At 54.7% G+C, this 17,100-nt stretch carries 14 protein-coding genes; 2 read left to right on the top strand and 12 right to left on the bottom strand.

Going from position 1 to position 17,100, the window contains the following annotated elements:
* The first annotated feature begins 154 nt into the window (after nucleotides 1-154).
* Nucleotides 155-910, top strand: coding sequence for a hypothetical protein (locus RMSM_RS23980; protein WP_008702596.1), 756 nt, complete (start codon nucleotides 155-157; stop codon nucleotides 908-910).
* A gap of 661 nt (nucleotides 911-1,571) precedes the next feature.
* Here the strand turns inward: RMSM_RS23980 and RMSM_RS23975 are convergent.
* The 8 genes from RMSM_RS23975 to RMSM_RS23940 form a co-directional block, all read right to left on the bottom strand.
* Nucleotides 1,572-2,876 (bottom strand): DUF1501 domain-containing protein, encoded by a 1,305-nt coding sequence (locus RMSM_RS23975; RefSeq protein ID WP_008702595.1) that lies wholly within the window; start codon nucleotides 2,874-2,876, stop codon nucleotides 1,572-1,574.
* An 87-nt stretch (nucleotides 2,877-2,963) separates the two neighbouring features.
* Complete coding sequence (locus RMSM_RS23970) at nucleotides 2,964-5,780, bottom strand: DUF1549 and DUF1553 domain-containing protein (RefSeq protein ID WP_081614308.1); 2,817 nt, start codon at nucleotides 5,778-5,780, stop codon at nucleotides 2,964-2,966.
* Between the two features lie 73 nt (nucleotides 5,781-5,853).
* Nucleotides 5,854-6,489 (bottom strand): hypothetical protein, encoded by a 636-nt coding sequence (locus RMSM_RS23965; RefSeq protein ID WP_008702589.1) that lies wholly within the window; start codon nucleotides 6,487-6,489, stop codon nucleotides 5,854-5,856.
* Complete coding sequence (locus RMSM_RS23960) at nucleotides 6,482-7,051, bottom strand: hypothetical protein (protein ID WP_008702588.1); 570 nt, start codon at nucleotides 7,049-7,051, stop codon at nucleotides 6,482-6,484. Before RMSM_RS23960 ends, RMSM_RS23965 begins: the two co-directional genes overlap by 8 nt.
* Complete coding sequence (locus RMSM_RS23955) at nucleotides 7,048-7,620, bottom strand: RNA polymerase sigma factor (protein ID WP_008702586.1); 573 nt, start codon at nucleotides 7,618-7,620, stop codon at nucleotides 7,048-7,050. Before RMSM_RS23955 ends, RMSM_RS23960 begins: the two co-directional genes overlap by 4 nt.
* A 75-nt stretch (nucleotides 7,621-7,695) precedes the next feature.
* Nucleotides 7,696-8,796: a class I SAM-dependent methyltransferase gene (locus tag RMSM_RS23950; protein WP_008702579.1), complete on the bottom strand. Its 1,101-nt coding sequence runs from the start codon at nucleotides 8,794-8,796 to the stop codon at nucleotides 7,696-7,698.
* Nucleotides 8,797-8,800: 4 nt separating this feature from the next.
* The gene (locus RMSM_RS23945; RefSeq protein ID WP_008702578.1) at nucleotides 8,801-10,381 is read right to left on the bottom strand and encodes an Nramp family divalent metal transporter; all 1,581 of its coding nucleotides are present in this window, start codon (nucleotides 10,379-10,381) and stop codon (nucleotides 8,801-8,803) included.
* A gap of 49 nt (nucleotides 10,382-10,430) precedes the next feature.
* Entirely contained in the window at nucleotides 10,431-12,686 is a 2,256-nt protein-coding gene (locus RMSM_RS23940; protein WP_008702577.1) for an Orn/Lys/Arg family decarboxylase, read from the bottom strand.
* Nucleotides 12,687-12,997: 311 nt separating this feature from the next.
* On the opposite strand from RMSM_RS23940, the gene RMSM_RS23935 reads away from it, so the two are divergent.
* Entirely contained in the window at nucleotides 12,998-13,987 is a 990-nt protein-coding gene (locus RMSM_RS23935; protein WP_040769215.1) for an ROK family protein, read from the top strand.
* A 64-nt stretch (nucleotides 13,988-14,051) separates the two neighbouring features.
* Here RMSM_RS23935 and RMSM_RS23930 read toward each other — a convergent pair whose 3' ends face one another.
* The 4 genes from RMSM_RS23930 to RMSM_RS23915 all read right to left on the bottom strand — a co-directional run.
* Nucleotides 14,052-14,876: an SDR family NAD(P)-dependent oxidoreductase gene (locus tag RMSM_RS23930; RefSeq protein ID WP_008702575.1), complete on the bottom strand. Its 825-nt coding sequence runs from the start codon at nucleotides 14,874-14,876 to the stop codon at nucleotides 14,052-14,054.
* Nucleotides 14,877-14,949: 73 nt separating this feature from the next.
* Nucleotides 14,950-15,411: a hypothetical protein gene (locus tag RMSM_RS23925; RefSeq protein ID WP_160168361.1), complete on the bottom strand. Its 462-nt coding sequence runs from the start codon at nucleotides 15,409-15,411 to the stop codon at nucleotides 14,950-14,952.
* Between the two features lie 33 nt (nucleotides 15,412-15,444).
* Nucleotides 15,445-16,080 carry a putative membrane protein gene (locus RMSM_RS23920; RefSeq protein ID WP_008702573.1) on the bottom strand — a complete coding sequence of 212 codons (636 nt, stop codon included), beginning with the start codon at nucleotides 16,078-16,080 and terminating at the stop codon, nucleotides 15,445-15,447.
* 265 nt (nucleotides 16,081-16,345) lie between these two features.
* The coding region (locus tag RMSM_RS23915; protein ID WP_040769213.1) for an SdrD B-like domain-containing protein at nucleotides 16,346-17,100 on the bottom strand (755 nt) is incomplete at its 5' end.

Below are 17,100 nucleotides of genomic sequence, written 5' to 3'. Positions count from 1 at the left end.
TTTAGCTGCCAGGGTGCCCAGGATTCATCTCGGTGGTTCGCAACTCGGATCGGCTCACTGCAAAGAGGGGTGAAACGAGGTGCGGCTGTTCGCGACCGAGAATGTCTCGATCGCGTTTCCCCCCTGTTTCCCTTTCAACATGGAAGTTCATTCTATGCTTAAGCGAACTCCCGCTGCACTCGCAGCGATAGCGATGGTTTGTTCAGCAACCGTGGTAACACGCGTACACGCCGAGAGCGATCTTGACGTTTTGCTCGATAGCTTGTCATTTGCCGATGCACCGATGGTCGGTGATGATTCGGTGATGGACCGCCCCGCACACCTTGTTTCGGATGTGGGTTCAGAACAGGATGCCGTTGAGAGTTTGAGCGATCGCAAATCGCCGACTCCGATTGCCGACCCTGCGGAATCGGACCAACTGCAACCGGCGCCACTGATCCCCGAGCCAGTGCGAGATCCACTGCGGCGTGAACCTTCGGTTGCGGAGTCGACAAGCCCGATGTTGCCCGAACCCGCGAACATTCCCGCGCCGATCATCGCCGCCGATCAACCGCCGATGGACTATGGGATGATCGAATCGGATGCCGACTGCGCGTGCGGTCACCATGGTTGTCAGAACGGTTGTGCATCGCGGACCGCTTGCGAACCTGCGTATATCTGCAAGCCGCATGAAGTCCCTGTGTTGCCCAACTCGACCCTTCGCCAATACTTTCGTAGCGATCCATGTAGCGTTCACCTTTGGGACGGCTACGCGCTCGAACGCCAACAGCACTGTGACAAACATCACAAGCACATCCACAATCGATGCGAGTGCAACAATCGCGGTCAATGCGAAAGTTGTGTGCTAGGCAAGCGGAATTTGGCTGCACGCCCCCATTGTGATGCGGGCTGCGACGGGGCGCACCGTTAATCGTCCTGCGGATGGGAGTGTCAACGCGGCGAACCTTAGCCAAGGTTTCGCGTCCAGCGGCTAACACCCGATTCCAGCGACGTTGAAGTTTCTTAGTATGACGACCCTGTTGGGGGCGTCGGTGACGTGAGTAGACGCGATGGCGACGACCCGGAAGGGGCGTCCTGCAGCGAGCCTCGATTGCGCGACGCCCCGGAAGGGGCGTCGTACAGCAGATTCGGTTCCGACGGCCCAGAAGAGCCGTCGTGCAGTAGATTCGATGGCGACGACCCGGAAGGGGCGTCGTACAGCGAGCCTCGATTGCGCGACGACCCGGAAGAGTCGTCGTACAGCAGATTCGGTTGCGACGGCCCGGAAGGGGCGTCGTACAGTAATTCGAGCGACGAGCCGGAAGAGTCGTCGTGCAGTGTGCCTCGCGGGAACTCACCTATTTCTCAAGTGATGGACACCCTTCCATTGCCCATGTGGGTGGTGCAGGCGTCGTTGTCTCTTTCCTCAAAAAAAGTCCGTGGCGAGGATGAATCCGGTTTAGTTCTGCCTTCCCTACAGCCGATAGTATTAGCACCATGGATTGGGAGGGTGGAACGATCGGTGTCATCGTTCCATTTTTGATGGGCCATGGTGAGGCAGGGAGGGCTTCACCATGGCCCTTCTCTATGCGCTACGAGAATAGTTTCTCGATGATGGTTCCATTGCGAACCAGCGTGATCGGACGGCCCGTGCTGGAGTCGTATTCGAGCGTCGGATCGATCCCCAGATTGTGGTAGAAGCTGGCGGCTGCATCATCGGGCGTGATTGCCTCGTGACGAGGTCCTGCAGCCGTATCATCACTCTCACCAATCACTTGGCCACCACGCACCGCACCGCCGGCCATCAGCATGAACATGCATCGTGGGTAGTGATCGCGGCCTCCTTCGGCACTTCGCTGATTGATCTTCGGAGTGCGGCCAAACTCTCCGGTCACGAAGACGGCAGTTCGCTCGAGCAGTCCACGTTGTTCTAGTCCGATTAGAAGCCCACTTAGTCCCGCATCCAATTTCGGCAGGTTGTTCTCTTTCAGCCTAGTGAAGTTGTCTTGGTGGGTGTCCCAGCCGCCGAGTTGGACATTCACCAGCCGGACGCCCGATTCCACCAATCGCAAGGCGAGGAGACAGCTTTGCCCGAACGATTCTTCACCAAATTGTCTGGCAAAACTTTCGGGTTCTTTGCTGATGTCAAACGCTTCTCGGGCTCGCGACGACGTGATCATCGAATACGCTTGCTCGCCGAATTTATCCAAGCCTTCGAGTAGCTGGTCATTCTGTTCCAGGTGAGCAAACCGACGATCGAGTTTTTTCAGTAGTTGTTGACGACGATTCACTTCGTCGACTCCGATTCCTCCGGCAAGCGAAATGCCTCGCACTGAATAAGGTTTACCGAACTGAGGCGTCGCGTTGGTTTCCAAAGCCGCATAGCGAATCCCGAGGAAGCCTGGACCATGGCCGCTGCGAGGCACTGCGACTTGGCTCGGAATATCGCCCTCCGATGGCTGCTCTTTGCTCAACACCGCGCCATAGCTTGGGTAATCAAGCGACGGAATGGGTTTGCTGCCCGTGTTCACGTACTCGCGACCAAGTTGGTGAGCCGCCAATGTGTGGCTGACGCCACGAAGGATGGCGTACTTGTCGGCACAACCGGCCAACTTCGGCAGGTGTTCGGAGATTTGGATTCCAGGAACATTCGTTGCGATTGGCTTGAACGTTCCGCGAACCGTATCGGGAGCATTCGGTTTGGGATCGAACGTATCGATATGCGATGGACCGCCGTTGAGTTCGATAAAGATGGCGCGGTCGGCACGCCCCGATTCCACTTGCCCCGCACTGGCCATTCGCATGTAGTTTGCCAATGTAAAGCCGCCGAGTGAAAGTGCACCCACTTTGAGCATGTCACGACGTTTCATGCCATCACACGTTGAATGAATTTCCATAGTTATCGACTCTGTAACGGGGAGAGAGAGAAGGGAACGGGGGTAAAGAAAGCGAGGGAATCTGCTGCCCGCCGAAGCGGACGGCAATTAATGAGTGATGATGAATTCTTTAGTATTCACCAACGCCCACATCAGCGACTCCATCCCGTTGGCGGGCGTTTCGGAATCGTTGATAAACGTTTCGGCAATCTCACGTTCCTCGTCATCGGGGAAACGGCTGAGTGTGCGAAGGTAAGCGTCTTCGACTAGCGTTGACACGGTGTGCGAAGCTGCTTGGGTAGCGGCCTTGGTAGGCTCGAGTTCTCGCCACGATTTGGGGTTCTCGATCAGCGAGTCCAACGTAGGCACTTCAAAATCGAATTGCTCGAACTTGTTCACCATGCGTCGGTATTCTCGTTCGATTTGATCTCGCGTTTTCTTTTGTCGTTCTTTCGGTAGCGAGTTGAACTTGGTCACCCGGTTGATGATCAGTTTGCGGTAGTTGTCCGCAGCACGTACTGCGGCGGTCTGCTTCGCATCGACTCGTTGATTCGGCCCCGGTACTCCGAGAGCTTCGCATGCCTGAGCGACCCAGCCGTTTTTGTCAGATAGCCGTTTGTGCATGTCAGCATCGTTGCGGAGGTAGATCGATTGCAGCAGACTCGGCGAATCGCTGCGATCGCAATCGCAATTGGATTCACGAGTCGATTGTCCGAACACTTCCAAGGCAAAGTTTTTCTGGTTGCGGTTCTGGGCAACACCTTCGGCAATCGCCATCTCGCTCACTTCGCCACGAAGTTGGCTTGCCTTGTCATCCGATCCGGTGGCCAAGACGACGGCATCGTAGACGACTTCGGCGGGCAGGCGTCGTGGAATGTGACGCGAGAAATTGACACGGTCATGAATGTTCGTGTCGTTGGTTTCCGCCGATCGAGCATAGGTTTCGCTATTGGTGATTTCGCGGTGGAGCCATTTCAGGTCAAAGCCGTGAGCGACAAACTCGCCTGCCAAATAATCCAACAGAGGTGCGTTGCTCGGTGGGTTGGCAAGGTTCATGTCGTCCGATGGATCGACAATTCCAGTACCGAAATAGTTAGCCCACACGCGATTGACAATCGCTTTGGCAAAGTACGGATTGTCTTGATCGCGAAGCCACTGCATCAGTGCCGGGCGAGGGTCTTTGTCAAGCGTAACGACTTCGTCTTGGCCAAGGATCGTGCCAGTAGGAAGTTTTAGCTCAGGGAGTTTCCGTCCCTTTTTCTTGGCCATCGCACGAGCCTTCTTGACTCGGTCCGAGGCGCCCTGTGTATTCACCAGCAACTCACCAAAGGGGACAACCTTGCCCTTCTGAGCTGCGGTGTAAACGGCCTTGCGAAGCTCGCCGTTGTTGAGTTTTTTGCCGTTGGTGATCTCCTTTAGCAGTGCGTCGCGAGTCGCTTTCGCATCGGAAGAAACCAGATTTTGGTTGATTCGGATTGGAGTAAAGAGTTGCGAGAACTGTTCGAAATCGTCCTTGGACCATTGGTCAAAGGGATGTTTGTGGCACTGTGCACATTCGATGCGAACACCTAGAAATGCATACGCAAATCCGATCGCTCGCTCTTCGGGGGTGCGGAAATTGCGTCGTGCCCAGAACAACGGCATGCCATCGCGTTTTGCAAAGACATCTTCGTTTCCTGACGAGCATGCCTTTGTCATTTGTTCGCAAAACTCGCGATAACTTTCGCCTTCTTGGCGACTATTTGCTTCGACAATTCCGGCCACGATTTGGTCGTACGGCACATTGTCTTCCAAGCGAACCCGTAGCCACTCGTGCCACAATCGCGACGCCGTGTTGCGGATCGGCAGCACGTTATTGAGTTGCTCGTTGCTGTTGCCGGTCCAATCCGACATGCGAGTGGCCCACCATGCGGCGTAGGCCGGTGAATCGAGTAAGTCTTCGACCAATTGTTCGCGTTTGTCGGGGGATTTGTCGGCAATGAATTCACGCACCGTCTCGCCCGCGGGAAGCATGCCAGTCATGTCCAGCGAAACGCGGCGAATGAATTCCGAATCGGTACAGGGCCCCGCAGGCACAACGCCCAACTTGTCCAGTTTCTGTTGAACCAGTTTGTCGATCGGCTTGGCGGATGATTGGGCAACACGTTCGGGTGCCGAGCCGATGGGACGAATCACAGGGATCGGAACCACCGCGTTGTCGTAATAAACGACCACGTGGGTGTCACCTTTTTCGCCCGATTGGATGTGCCCGTCTTCGTCGATTGCAGCGATGGCGTCATCGTTTGAACTGAATCGGCAAAGTTCGGTAACGTCTTCAACACTGCCGTCGGGCCAATGCGCAAACGCTTTCAATTGAACCTGTTCCCCCCGCTTGCTGAATTGAATCTCACTCGGGGTGACTTCCAAACGCTGCAACGTTTGAACCTGTTTAGGATCAAACTTGGCACCTGCTTCGATCCAGCGACGAAGCGTATGATGTTGCCAGCTGCCCGTATCGAATCGTTTTCCACCTTCGTGCATGTCGGCATCGACGGGTTTGGCCAAAATCAGGCTCTCGTCCACATCACTGGTATCGACCCGCCCGGCGTTCTCGGCCATCAAGGCCTCGTGATCCGCTTTGAAGTCATAGCCAAACAACGACAACTGGAAACCACCGCGTCCCTGGAATGATCCATGACACGCACGTCCGTTGCACCCGAGTCGACCCAGCAATGGCGTGACATGCTTTTGGAAATCGGGAACTTCTGAAGCATCCGCGTTTGCAAATCGTTCGCTCAAAGGGGCGATCGGTTTAGCGGGCGACGCTTTCGCCGACCGGGTGGCGGCCGCCGGTTCTGCATCAGCCGTCGATGGTTTTTGGCCAACGAAGCATGCCAGGGCGATGCAAGCGATCAGTGACAACGGTTTCGCGGTGGTTCGAATCATTGAAAACACCAATGGACCAAGGATGGGGAATGAAGGGGATTAAAAGTACGATCGCGGAGGGGAAGCCGCATCGTTATCTTGCGTCTTTCTTTTTCTGCTTGTTGCGACCAGCACTACGCAAAAGTTGCTGGTAGGTCTTTTCTAAGTTGTTGTCGAAGTTTTCTTGTTTCGCTTCGAGTCGTTCTTCGGCGGCAGCCAATTGACGCTGCGTTCGCTCGATTCGTTGTTTCGTATAGCGGATTTCTGCCTCGCCGCGTTTCATTTCCATTTGGATTAACGTCGCCACCGCTTCACGAAGTGCATCACGATCGGTTTGCCGATCTCGGACTTTCAGTTTCGCGGCAAGCATTTTGACGTGCATCTGTGTCTGCAGCAGTTTGGATTCGATTTCGTAAATCTCGGGATCGCGGTTCTTGGCCGTTTGAAGCCGTTTGGCGGATCTCGCTAGATCACGTATCGCTGCGTGGTACTGAGCCGGTTCATTGGCCTTGAGTCGATCGAGCAGCGGTTCCAATTCGGGCAACTGGTTGTTAACCAACGCGATGGCGATGGTTTCCAGATTAGGATCGATTTCCGGCGTGTTGGCACGGTCGGGTTTCGTATTGGAACCCGAGTCTGCCGCCCAAGCCAAACTCGAGACCGCAATGCTGGTCAGTACGATCGCCGACATCGTTAGCGTCAGTCTGCGTTGCTGTGAATATTCAGCCATCGATTTGGTCTCCGTCGTCGATTGCGGCTACGATCCAAGCGAATGCCGAGTCGTCCCAGTCCGCCTCGGTCTCGTTCGTGAAAAGTTCATCGGGGCCATCCAGGACCAAATCGTTCATTGCAAATTCAGACAGACTCTCTTCGTCCAATTGCAGCACCGATACGGATTGTGCCCATGCTTTCGCTACCAGTGTCGCCTCGGTGATCGACGGTGAGGTTGGGGCGGCGTTGTCCGCTGGATCCTGCGTCTGCTTTCCCGCGACAATGGCGATCAGCACCGATGCGGCCAAGGCCACCGTCAACATCACCAATCGTGACGGCCCTTGGTACGAATCCAAATCGGGACTGTGGTTTCCCTGCGACGACAGCGTCGTGGTGCGGTCGGCAAACGTGGTCGCCTCGGAGACAAGGGAAAGCGTTTCTGCGGTTTTGGCTAATTCGTCGCCAAACCACTCCGCTTCACCTAGCCGTGCGTCGAACTCGGCCCGTTGTTCGTCGGGCAATTCGTCGAGCAAGTACAGCAGGCACTGTTCTCGCCACGTTTCGCGTGAAAGTTCGTTCATTGTTTCTTGCCTTGTTCCATTTCACTCGCTTCGTCTTGATGCGGTTGCATGTCTTCGCGAAGTCGCTCGAGTGCTCGTCTCATTTGCGTCAACGCGGTTCCGAGCGGGATTTGGAGTTGGTCGGCTATTTGTTGAAAAGTAAGGTTTTCGTTGATTCGCAGTTGTAAGATGGTTTGCCAATTGTCAGGCAAATTTTTAATCGATTGCTGGAGTTGCTCGACCGTTTCAGCGGCCACTAGTCGCTGCAGGTGATCATCGGTGTGGTTGCATGATTCGTAGCTGGCTTGTTTTTCGAGCACGCGGGTTGTCGTGGATCGATCTCGCCAATGTCGCGCACATTCGTTGGCTGCAACCCGAAACAACCACGCCCGACGAGCGACGCAGGGAATTTGGTCCCCCTGTTGGACCGACTTGATAAATACGGTTTGTAAACAATCCTCGACGTCGGCTTCTTGGGCGAGTCGACGGCGCATGAAGACGCGGAGCGTCGATTCGGATTCCAGAAAAACCCTTCGCCACGCTTCGTCAGAGTCCTCGTGTTCCGAGTTTTCAGGAGTCTTCGTGCTCATAGGCCGTCGTTACGCTATAGAAGATGCGCAGGTCCTGCCGATTATTTCGCAGCCGACGGAAATTTCAGAAAAAAACTATTTCCAGGCTTCGACCACGGCGTACTGTTTGCCAGCGATGACGCGGATATCGTGCCACTCGGTCACCAGATTTTCCTCGTACCATTCAGGCTGTTTGGTCACGATATACATGCGTCCTCGCGGCCGCAGGGCTCGCTTGGCCGCGTCGACAAACAGTCGGGCGATCTGGAAATTAGCGAAATAAGGCGGGTTGCCCACCGCTATATCATAGCTGGCCGGCGACTGGCAATCTCCTTCACACGTCAATTGGGCATCCAAGTCGGCGAGCTTGTTCTTGGTCGCCCCCATCCGTGTGCATTCGATCGCCCTGGCATTGCTGTCGATCGCCAAGGCATGGATGTCCTCGGCTTGCATCGCCAACGCCATCGCAACCGATCCGCAGCCACAACCTATATCGATCAGCCGCTGCCCCGGTTCAACCGTGACCGCGTCCATCAATGCTTTGGCGCCCGCATCAAGCCGACGATGCGAAAACACACCGGGTCGCGTGATCGCCGTGATCGTTTGCCCACGAAATCGATACGTGAACTCACAATCAAAGCTGCGTTGACGTTTCAATTCGTGGTCTTTGCGAAGGACATAGACCACGGCGTCGTCGCTGGGCCGGACGCTGATCTTCGCGCCGAACGGCTTTAGTTGATCGTGTAGCCAGCGGTCGTTCACATTGTCGACGCTGGTCACAAGCCGACCACCAATGACGAGTCGATTGTAGGCTTGTTGCAGCAAATCGCGTTGTAGTTCGGCCTCGCCACGCACCGAGCATGGAATCAACGCGAGATCCACTTCGCCCTCGGGCAAGTCCGTTTGACACAAAATCGACAGCGAATGGAGGGGATTCGGCGAAGCGGTTTCGGGTAACGCGTTGATGTCGGCGTCGTGGTCGGCAATCGCCAGTCGTTGTTGGAATTGATCGAGGTACCACAGCGAAACATTCGCATCGCTGCGATCTCGGTACAACCATCGTGCCGCTTGCCCGCGGCCAAGCGACGTACTGAGAATGCGGCTGCCGGGTAAATCCTTGGCAACGTCATATAACGCGGCTTCGGATGTTCGTGCCGGCAGCGATTGTGGTGCCGTTTTATCAGTTTCGTTTGTCAAGGAATTAGCCAAGAAATTTTTCAGCGACAGTCCATGTGCCTGTGACCAACATTGCCGCCGCGGAGAGCCACAGCATGATGTCCCAAAGGATTCCAGGCGTCAGTTCTGCTCGAGAGCGATGGTAGCGAAAATACAAGGCCGCACCCGCCAACATCGGCAGCATCACGCCTTGAGCCACACCGCTTAGTAATACCAATTGCGCAGGCGCGGGGAATGCCAAGTAAACCAGCAGACACAATAGAGGGAACGCCCCGCTGAGCCAGCGGATCCATTTTTCTCGGGTTTGCGGGTCGTCGCCGATCAGTCCGACCACGCACATCGCGTCCGAAAATGTTCGTGCGTGGCTGGCGTTTGCGACAAAGTAAGTCGAGTAGAGCACCGCAAAGGCGCCAAACAAAAAGACAGCCGATGCCCATTGGGAAAACACCGGAACGAACATCACCGCCAACGTGCGAACCATGTTGTCCTTTTCGGGGTTCAGTCCCACGCGGTGCAGGATCGCCGCACCAAGCAGATAGAAGATGACCGTCGAAAAGGTGTAGACGACCATCGCTCCCCAAGCGTCCACTCGCATCACACGCATCCAACCCGATGCACGTTGCAACCATTCGGGCGATCCATCGTCGCGGCCTACGAAGCGTGCATAGCCTTTTTCGAGACACCAATAGGGATAGACGACAAGCTCGGCGGCCCCCACGCCAATGATTCCGAAGGTGGCAAGTGCGGTCCCAATCGGACGAGCGGTTTCGCTTACATTCTCGCCATTGGTAGCAGGTAGACGAAACTGTAGTCCGCTGAAAAATTCGGAAAGACTAACTCGGAAATCAGGTTGGTCTTGCAAAAAGAATAGATTCATGATCGTCAGCAAGGTGAACGACGCCACCAGAATGGTCGAAAGCGATTGAATCAATCCGTAGCGGCCGACCCACAACACCACGCTGGTGATTAACGCGACAACGATCGCCCAGATCGCCGCATCGTTCGGAGCCGAAATGCCTCCGTCGAGGGTCGTGTCCTGGTGTCGTTCGCGGTACGTTTGTTTGCTTGTTGCGATCTGTTGTTCGGCGGCCGTCACATCGACTGTGACGTCATCGGGTGCGTAGCGTTGGAACTGAAGCAGCGTTTCAGCGTCCGCGATTTCGTTGTACTCCGATCCTCGCTCCGTCAACGGCACACTGATCGCCAAGGATTGTCCCACTCCGCCGACGATACCGCCAAGTTGACTGATGCTGGCGATCCACATCAACACCCAGTACCAGACCAACCAATTGCCGCGGCCACGGATGCGTGGTCCCGGCACTTCGTCGAGTGCGCGGAGTGTCGTTTTGCCGCTGACGATCGCGTAGCGGCCAAATTCGATTTGGGCGAACACTTTGACGACGCAGCCAAGGATGATCAACCACAGCAGACTGAATCCTGCTTCGGCGCCGGTTTTGGTAGTCGCAATCAGTTCGCCGCTGCCAACGATCGATCCGGCGACGATCAGTCCCGGGCCGATACAACGGATAATTGAAAGCCATCGCGTTGGGGGATCTACTGTCGAACACGGTGGCTTCGCACCGCTCGCTTCCGCTGATTCGGTCATTCGGGGATTTTCTACAGTCGCAGGGGAGGGGAACGCATTTTTTACCCCGCTACCGTACACAATCCACGTAGTATTTGCGTGTTCCGTCGATATTTTCTTCGACTAATCCATGGATATCGGTATGAAATCCAGGGAATTTGTTGTTGAAATCACGGGCAAATTGCAAGTATTTGACGATCGTCTTGTTGAATCGTTCTCCTGGAATGAGCAGCGGAATGCCTGGCGGATACGGCGTCAACAGCACGGCGGTCGCACGTCCTTCGAGCTCGTCGATTTCCACACGATCGATTTCCCGGTGCGTCATCATCGCATAGGCGTCCGATGGTTTCATCGCCGGTTGCATCGGTGACAAATACATCTCCGTCGTCACTCGAGCGATGTCATGCGTTTTGTACGCGTCGTGGATTTGTTGACAAAGATTCTTTAGCCCGGTTTGCTCGTAGCTTGGAAAGGCCTGACAAAATTCAGGTAAAATCTTCCACATCGGCAAGTTCTTGTCGTAATCGTCTTTGAACTGTTGCAACGCGCTTAACAGCGTATTCCAACGTCCTTTGGTGATCCCAATCGTGAACATGATAAAGAACGAATACAGGCCCGTTTTTTCGACGACGACGCCATGTTCGGCCAAGTAACGTGTCACGATCGAAGCGGGGATGCCCGTTTCAGCAAACTCGCCATTGACGCTTAGTCCCGGTGTGACCACGGTCGCCTTGATCGGGTCAAGCATGTTGAAACCGGCGGCCAGATTGCCAAAGCCGTGCCAATTGTCGTCCGGATGCAGGATCCAATCCTCTTGCGTGCCGATGCCATCGTCGACGATTTCATCAGGCCCCCAGACTTGGAACCACCAATCATCGCCCCACTCGGCGTCGACCTTGCGCATCGCACGACGGAAATTTAATGCTTCGGCAATCGATTCTTCGACCAACGCGGTCCCGCCAGGCGGTTCCATCATCGCGGCGGCGACGTCGCACGACGCGATAATGGCGTATTGAGGCGATGTCGATGAGTGCATCAAATAAGCTTCGTTAAAAATGTGCCGGTCAAGCTTCTGAGTCTCAGATTCCTTGACCAAGATTTGAGAGGCTTGCGACAGACCCGCCAACAGCTTGTGAGTCGAATGGGTGGCAAAGACCATCGCTTCCTTACATCGAGGCCGATCGCGTCCGAGCGCATGCATGTTGTGGTAAAAATCATGGAATGCCGCATGCGGCAGCCAAGCTTCATCAAAATGCAACGTGTCGATTTGACCGTCGAGCAGCTCTTTGAGCATCTCGACGTTGTAGACCACGCCATCATAGGTGCTCTGCGTGATCGTCAAAATACGAGGTTTGCGATCGGGATGTTTGGCTTGGGCTTCACGAGCAAACGGATTCGCGTCGATTTTCTTTTGAATGTTTTCCGGACGGAATTCATCCAGCGGGATGGGCCCGATCAAACCCAGGTTGTTGCGTGTGGGACGCAAGAAAACAGGGACAGCACCGGTCATGATGATCGCGTGCAAAATCGATTTGTGACAATTGCGGTCAACCACCACGATATCGCCCGACGCGACTGTCGAGTGCCAAACCATCTTGTTAGATGTCGACGTCCCGTTGGTGACAAAAAAGCAATGGTCAGCGTTAAAGATTCTCGCCGCATTGTGCTCCGATGCAGACACGGGACCGGTGTGGTCGAGCAGTTGGCCTAGTTCTTCGACGGCATTACAGACGTCCGCGCGGAGCATGTTTTCGCCAAAGAATTGGTGAAACATTTGCCCGACAGGACTTTTTAGAAAGGCCACGCCACCGGAGTGGCCAGGACAATGCCACGAATACGATCCATCGTTGGCGTATTGAACCAAAGCACGGAAAAACGGTGGCGCTAGGCCATCGGTGTACGATCGAGCCTCGCGAAGAATGTGCCGGGCGACAAACTCGGGAGTGTCCTCGAACATATGAATGAACCCATGCAGTTCGCGCAGGATGTCATTCGGAATATGGCTAGAAGTTCGCGTCTCGCCGTATAAAAAGATCGGGATGTCGTTGTTCTTGAATCGGATCTCTTGAATGAAGTCGCGAAGATTGGCGATCGCGGATTCTTCGGTGTCCGGTGTCAAAAATTCTTCGTCATCGATCGACAAAATAAACGCCGAAGCACGTGATTGTTGCTGGGCGAATTGGGACAGATCGCCATAGCTGGTCGCTCCGATCACCTCGGCACCTTCACCCTCCATCGCCTCGGCGAGTGCGCGGATGCCAAGACCGGAAGTATTTTCAGAACGAAAGTCTTCGTCAATGATCAGAACGGGGAAGCGAAATTTCATTAGAACTCTCAAGGGGAAAAGAAGTCGACCGAATTCTACAAACCGATGGTCTCAGTGTCGCGGCGGTTTCAGGGAAAATCGCAGCGATTGTCGGCCCCGGGGGAGAAAGAATTGATTGGTCGCGGATCGACTCATTCGAACGCTACGGCAGCAATCTAAGCATTAGAGGTACGGAGCTCCGAAGCCAGCGACGTCCAACCGAAGGCGGGTTGATTGTGCGGTTAGGTTTCGTTCTTATTTTGTACTGAGAATCTACGTTTTTGTCGTTCCATCAATCGAATTTCGATTCCTCGTGTTTAGTTGAAACATCCATGTCATCGTCTGAAAAAAATATTTGGATTGGTTTCGATCTTGGTGGCACAAAGATGTTGGCGATTGCCTACGACGAAAAATGGAAGGTGATCGGGCGCCGAAGACGCAAAACACGGGGACGCGAAGGTTCCGATAGCGGAATCGAACGGATTGCGTCGACAATCGATCGATTGTTGAACGAGAACGAGCTGACCCAAGAGCAGATTGCCGGTATTGGGATCGGTTGTCCTGGACCAATCGATCTTGCCAAAGGTCGCATTCTGACCACTCCGAATTTGGGCTGGGATAATGTTGATGTCGCAGGGTTTCTGAAGAAGCGATTTGGCTGTGACGTCACCGTCATGAATGATGTCGATGCGGGAGTGTATGGCGAGTACCAATTTGGCGCCGCCCAAAAAGCTCGCTGTGTCGTTGGCATTTTTCCCGGGACCGGCGTGGGGGGCGGTTGCGTTTATGAAGACAACATCCTGCAAGGCGCCAATTTTTCTTGCATGGAAATCGGACACACCCGGATTTCGTCCAATACGCGTACCTCGGGTTCGGCGATCTCGGGGACGCTTGAAGCCGAGGCGAGTCGGTTGACGGTCGCAGCCGAAGCGGCGAAGGCGGCGTTTCGCGGTGATGCTCCAAACCTGCTAAAAAGTGCAGGGACCGATTTGAGCGAGATTCGCAGTGGGGCGTTAGCCGACGCGATCGCCAAGGGAGACGAAATCATTCGGAAGCTCGTCGAAGAGGCGGCCAACAGTATCGGAATCGCGGTCGCCAATGTCGTTCACATCTTGTCACCCGATAAAATTGTTTTGGGTGGCGGAATGGTCGAAGCGATGGAAGATCTGATCGTCAAAGCAGTCAAGAAATCGGCACGTGAAAACGTGATGCCCGTTTACAAAGATACTTTTGACGTGGTGGCCGCGACGCTGGGCGATGACGCCGGGGCGATGGGCGCTGCCGCCTGGGCAAAACGGCAACAAACGTCGCAAAAAGATTGATCACACAACCTTGTTCGGTTTCAAGTCATCCCGTTTTATATAAACAGGGCTTTAACCTCTGCATTCATCCTTTGGATGACGTGAATTTCAGCAGTAGCCAATCCCCTAACCGCGGCGAAATGTGTCCCACCGCGATCAGTAACCGCAAATAACGCGGCAACACCAAGTCGGGACGACGATAGCGGACACAATGTAGCACCGCATTGGCAACGGACTCGGGAGGCAAACCTTTGATTTTGGTTCCGCCACCGGGTTTGGCTGCCGCGGCAGGCACGTTCGCGTCTTCTTCCACACGTGATTGATAACGTGATCCTGCGTCGTCGCGTCGTATCGGCCCTGGATTAACCAACCCCACGTGGATCCCACGTGGCTTTAACTCGAGCCGCATCTGTTGAGTCAGTCCCGCCAACGCATGCTTCGCGGCAACGTAGCCGCCTAAATAGCGGGCGCCAACCTTAGAGGCGAGCGAGCCGATGTTGACGATGACCCCTTGATCGATTTCAAGCTGAGGAATCGCAGCGACCGAGCAGAGCAGGGCGGTGTGAACATTTTGACGGATCAGTTCATCAAGCCGCTCGAGAGTCAAGTTTTCGGCGAGACCTCGATCGCTCGTCCCGACGCAATTCACCAGCACGTCAAGCCGACCGAACTGTGACACCGCAGTTTGAACTGCATCCGCTGCACCCTGTGGTTCTGATACGTCACCGCAAGCGATGGCGACGTAGGAATCGCGACCAAGCGAAGCTTTCGCAGCATCGAGACGCGACACGTCGCGTCCCGTGATCACCACGCGGTATCCGGCCTCCAAAAAGGTCCTCGCGATCGCAAGGCCTAATCCTCCCGAGCTTCCTGTGACCAATGCCACGGGCGATTTATTCGTGATGTTCACTTCGGTAAGTTATCCGCGATGCTGATTCAGTGTGAAGAGACCAATGGGATGTCACCCACGACACCATAGCGAATTACGCCACTGCGTCATCACCCGTTTGGATTTCCAGCGTTACATCGCCATCAAACCGAACCGGATTTCCGCCGGCAGGATCGATTTGGATTTCAATTTGGTTGTGCGGAGCCCATTGTTTTGAAAGTTCAATCTCCAGCGGCGGCGTACCGATCGGTTGCGGTTGACCGTTGATTCGGAGCGACACCAGCGTACCTTGCCAGCGGGTGATTCGCAGCCACACGCGGTCATCCGATTCGATTCCCGTGGGACGATTGAAATTGCGAGTGTATGTGGTCGCGCAGGGCGATTCGTCATCGGCAACGTCCTCGTCACGCTCGGGAACGTTGACCCGGCTCGCATCACTCTCGTCCTGATGTCGCTGCTTAGTCCAAGGGTAGCGAAGTCGAATCGTATGCATGCCGATGAAGTGTCCCTGAGACTGAATCGAAAACATCGCGTGGCGTTCAGACGCGATTGGCAAAAATGATTGATTTCCTGGGTGTATTGGTTGTGATTATCCACCCACGACTGCAACCACAATGGCAAATGTAACCAAGGCAACCAGTAGACCCAAGAAGATCCAAACAATGATCGATGTCTTGTACTTAATATGAGGCGTTTGCGCCATCACTTGTTCGTAGCCCGGCGAAAACACCATTTTTCCTTTCTCGCTCAACAGCAAGTACAGGATGTATGCCGAGATCAGCGTGCCAAGCGGGAAGGCCAATAATCCGAGCACGCTAAAAACCGTCGCCACGATCCTAGCCCAAGGACGCAGTTTACGCAGGCCCACAGCAGTAAAGCCTTGAAGCAGTCCCAATGAAAAGTAGAGAAACCCTATCGCTCTCATCGCGATCTTGATACCAATTGCTTCCTCGCCGGGCATCACCGGTGCGAGCATGATGAACAAACCAATCGGCACCATGAATATCGCCCCAAGCATATAGAGGATGCCGATGGATTTTACAGCGGCTTCATGGCTGAGGTAGTAACGCCGCATCGATTCGACATCGTCGCCAATCACGGTCGCAGTCGGCCCAACTTGCGACGTGGGGACATAGGGGTTGGTGATCTGCGGGGCGCTGACAGTGCTCGTTTGGTCGCGAGTGGCAGGGCGGGCGAATGGATTGGCGTCGTCGTGGTCAGGCATGATTGTCGTCGCAACAATTAGGTTTCTCGGTGGAATAGAAAACCTCTCGGCGACCGCGCACTTATTGGAGTCGCCGGGAAAACATTGGATGATTCCGCTGTGTTCCGGTTTTACCACAACTCAGATATTCATGCGGGGGGACTGCAGTGGTTCCGCTTGTGAAAACGACAAAAGCCCTAAACGACAAAAGCCCTAAACGACAAAAGCCCTGATCGGATGGAACCAATCAGGGCTTCTGTCAGAGTGATAACTCGGGCGATATCGGCTAGTTGCTATTTGCAATTCCCGCTGCTCGACTGAACAAGGCATCAATCGCCGCTTGGCTAAAGCCTTGCGAGTTCAGTGGATTCGAGGTGCTGACAAAGCCAAGCTCTTCGATTCCGCCAAAGAACTGCAGTGCCGTACCATCGCGACTGATGACAAAGTCGTTTTCGTCCAACAGAGCCGTTTTGATTTCGGTTCCATCGACAATCGTCAAAATCGCTGCGTCTTGAGCATCGTTGAGCAACAATTCGCTGTAGTCGACGTTGTCAAAGCCTTCGGCAGCCATAAAGAAGATTTGGTTACCCGAGGAATCGAGGGCGACCGAACCACCACGTCGTCCGTTATTGGACGCACTGGCTGCATCGGTGTTGCCTCGCAAGTAACTCGACGCCAAAATGTCCAGGTTGGACATCGATGCCGACAACCCAAGGACGGGCAGGTTAGCCGCAGCGACCGTGCTTCCGCTAGCACCGACCGAGACGGGGATTTGATTGGTTCCCGACAAGAAGGTGTTCGCTGTCGAGACGCCGAAGTGAAGCAGGTACGATCCTTGTGGGACGCCGGTGAATCGATAGCTACCGTCCATGTCGGTGAAGGCTGTTGCAACAAGTTCACCCGCTGCGGTGCGAAGTTCCACTCGAACCCCAACCAAGCCTGATTCGTCGGTGTCCTTGGCTCCATCGCGGAACGGGGCAACCGAACCTCCCGAGTTGATGACCTCGTTGAGGTTTTTCAACTTCGTCGACGAAGATCGAT

Source organism: Rhodopirellula maiorica SM1, assembly GCF_000346295.1.
Lineage (GTDB): Bacteria > Planctomycetota > Planctomycetia > Pirellulales > Pirellulaceae > Novipirellula > Novipirellula maiorica.
Note: the sequence above shows the minus strand (reverse complement) of the source record. Positions and strands in the feature narration are given on the sequence as shown.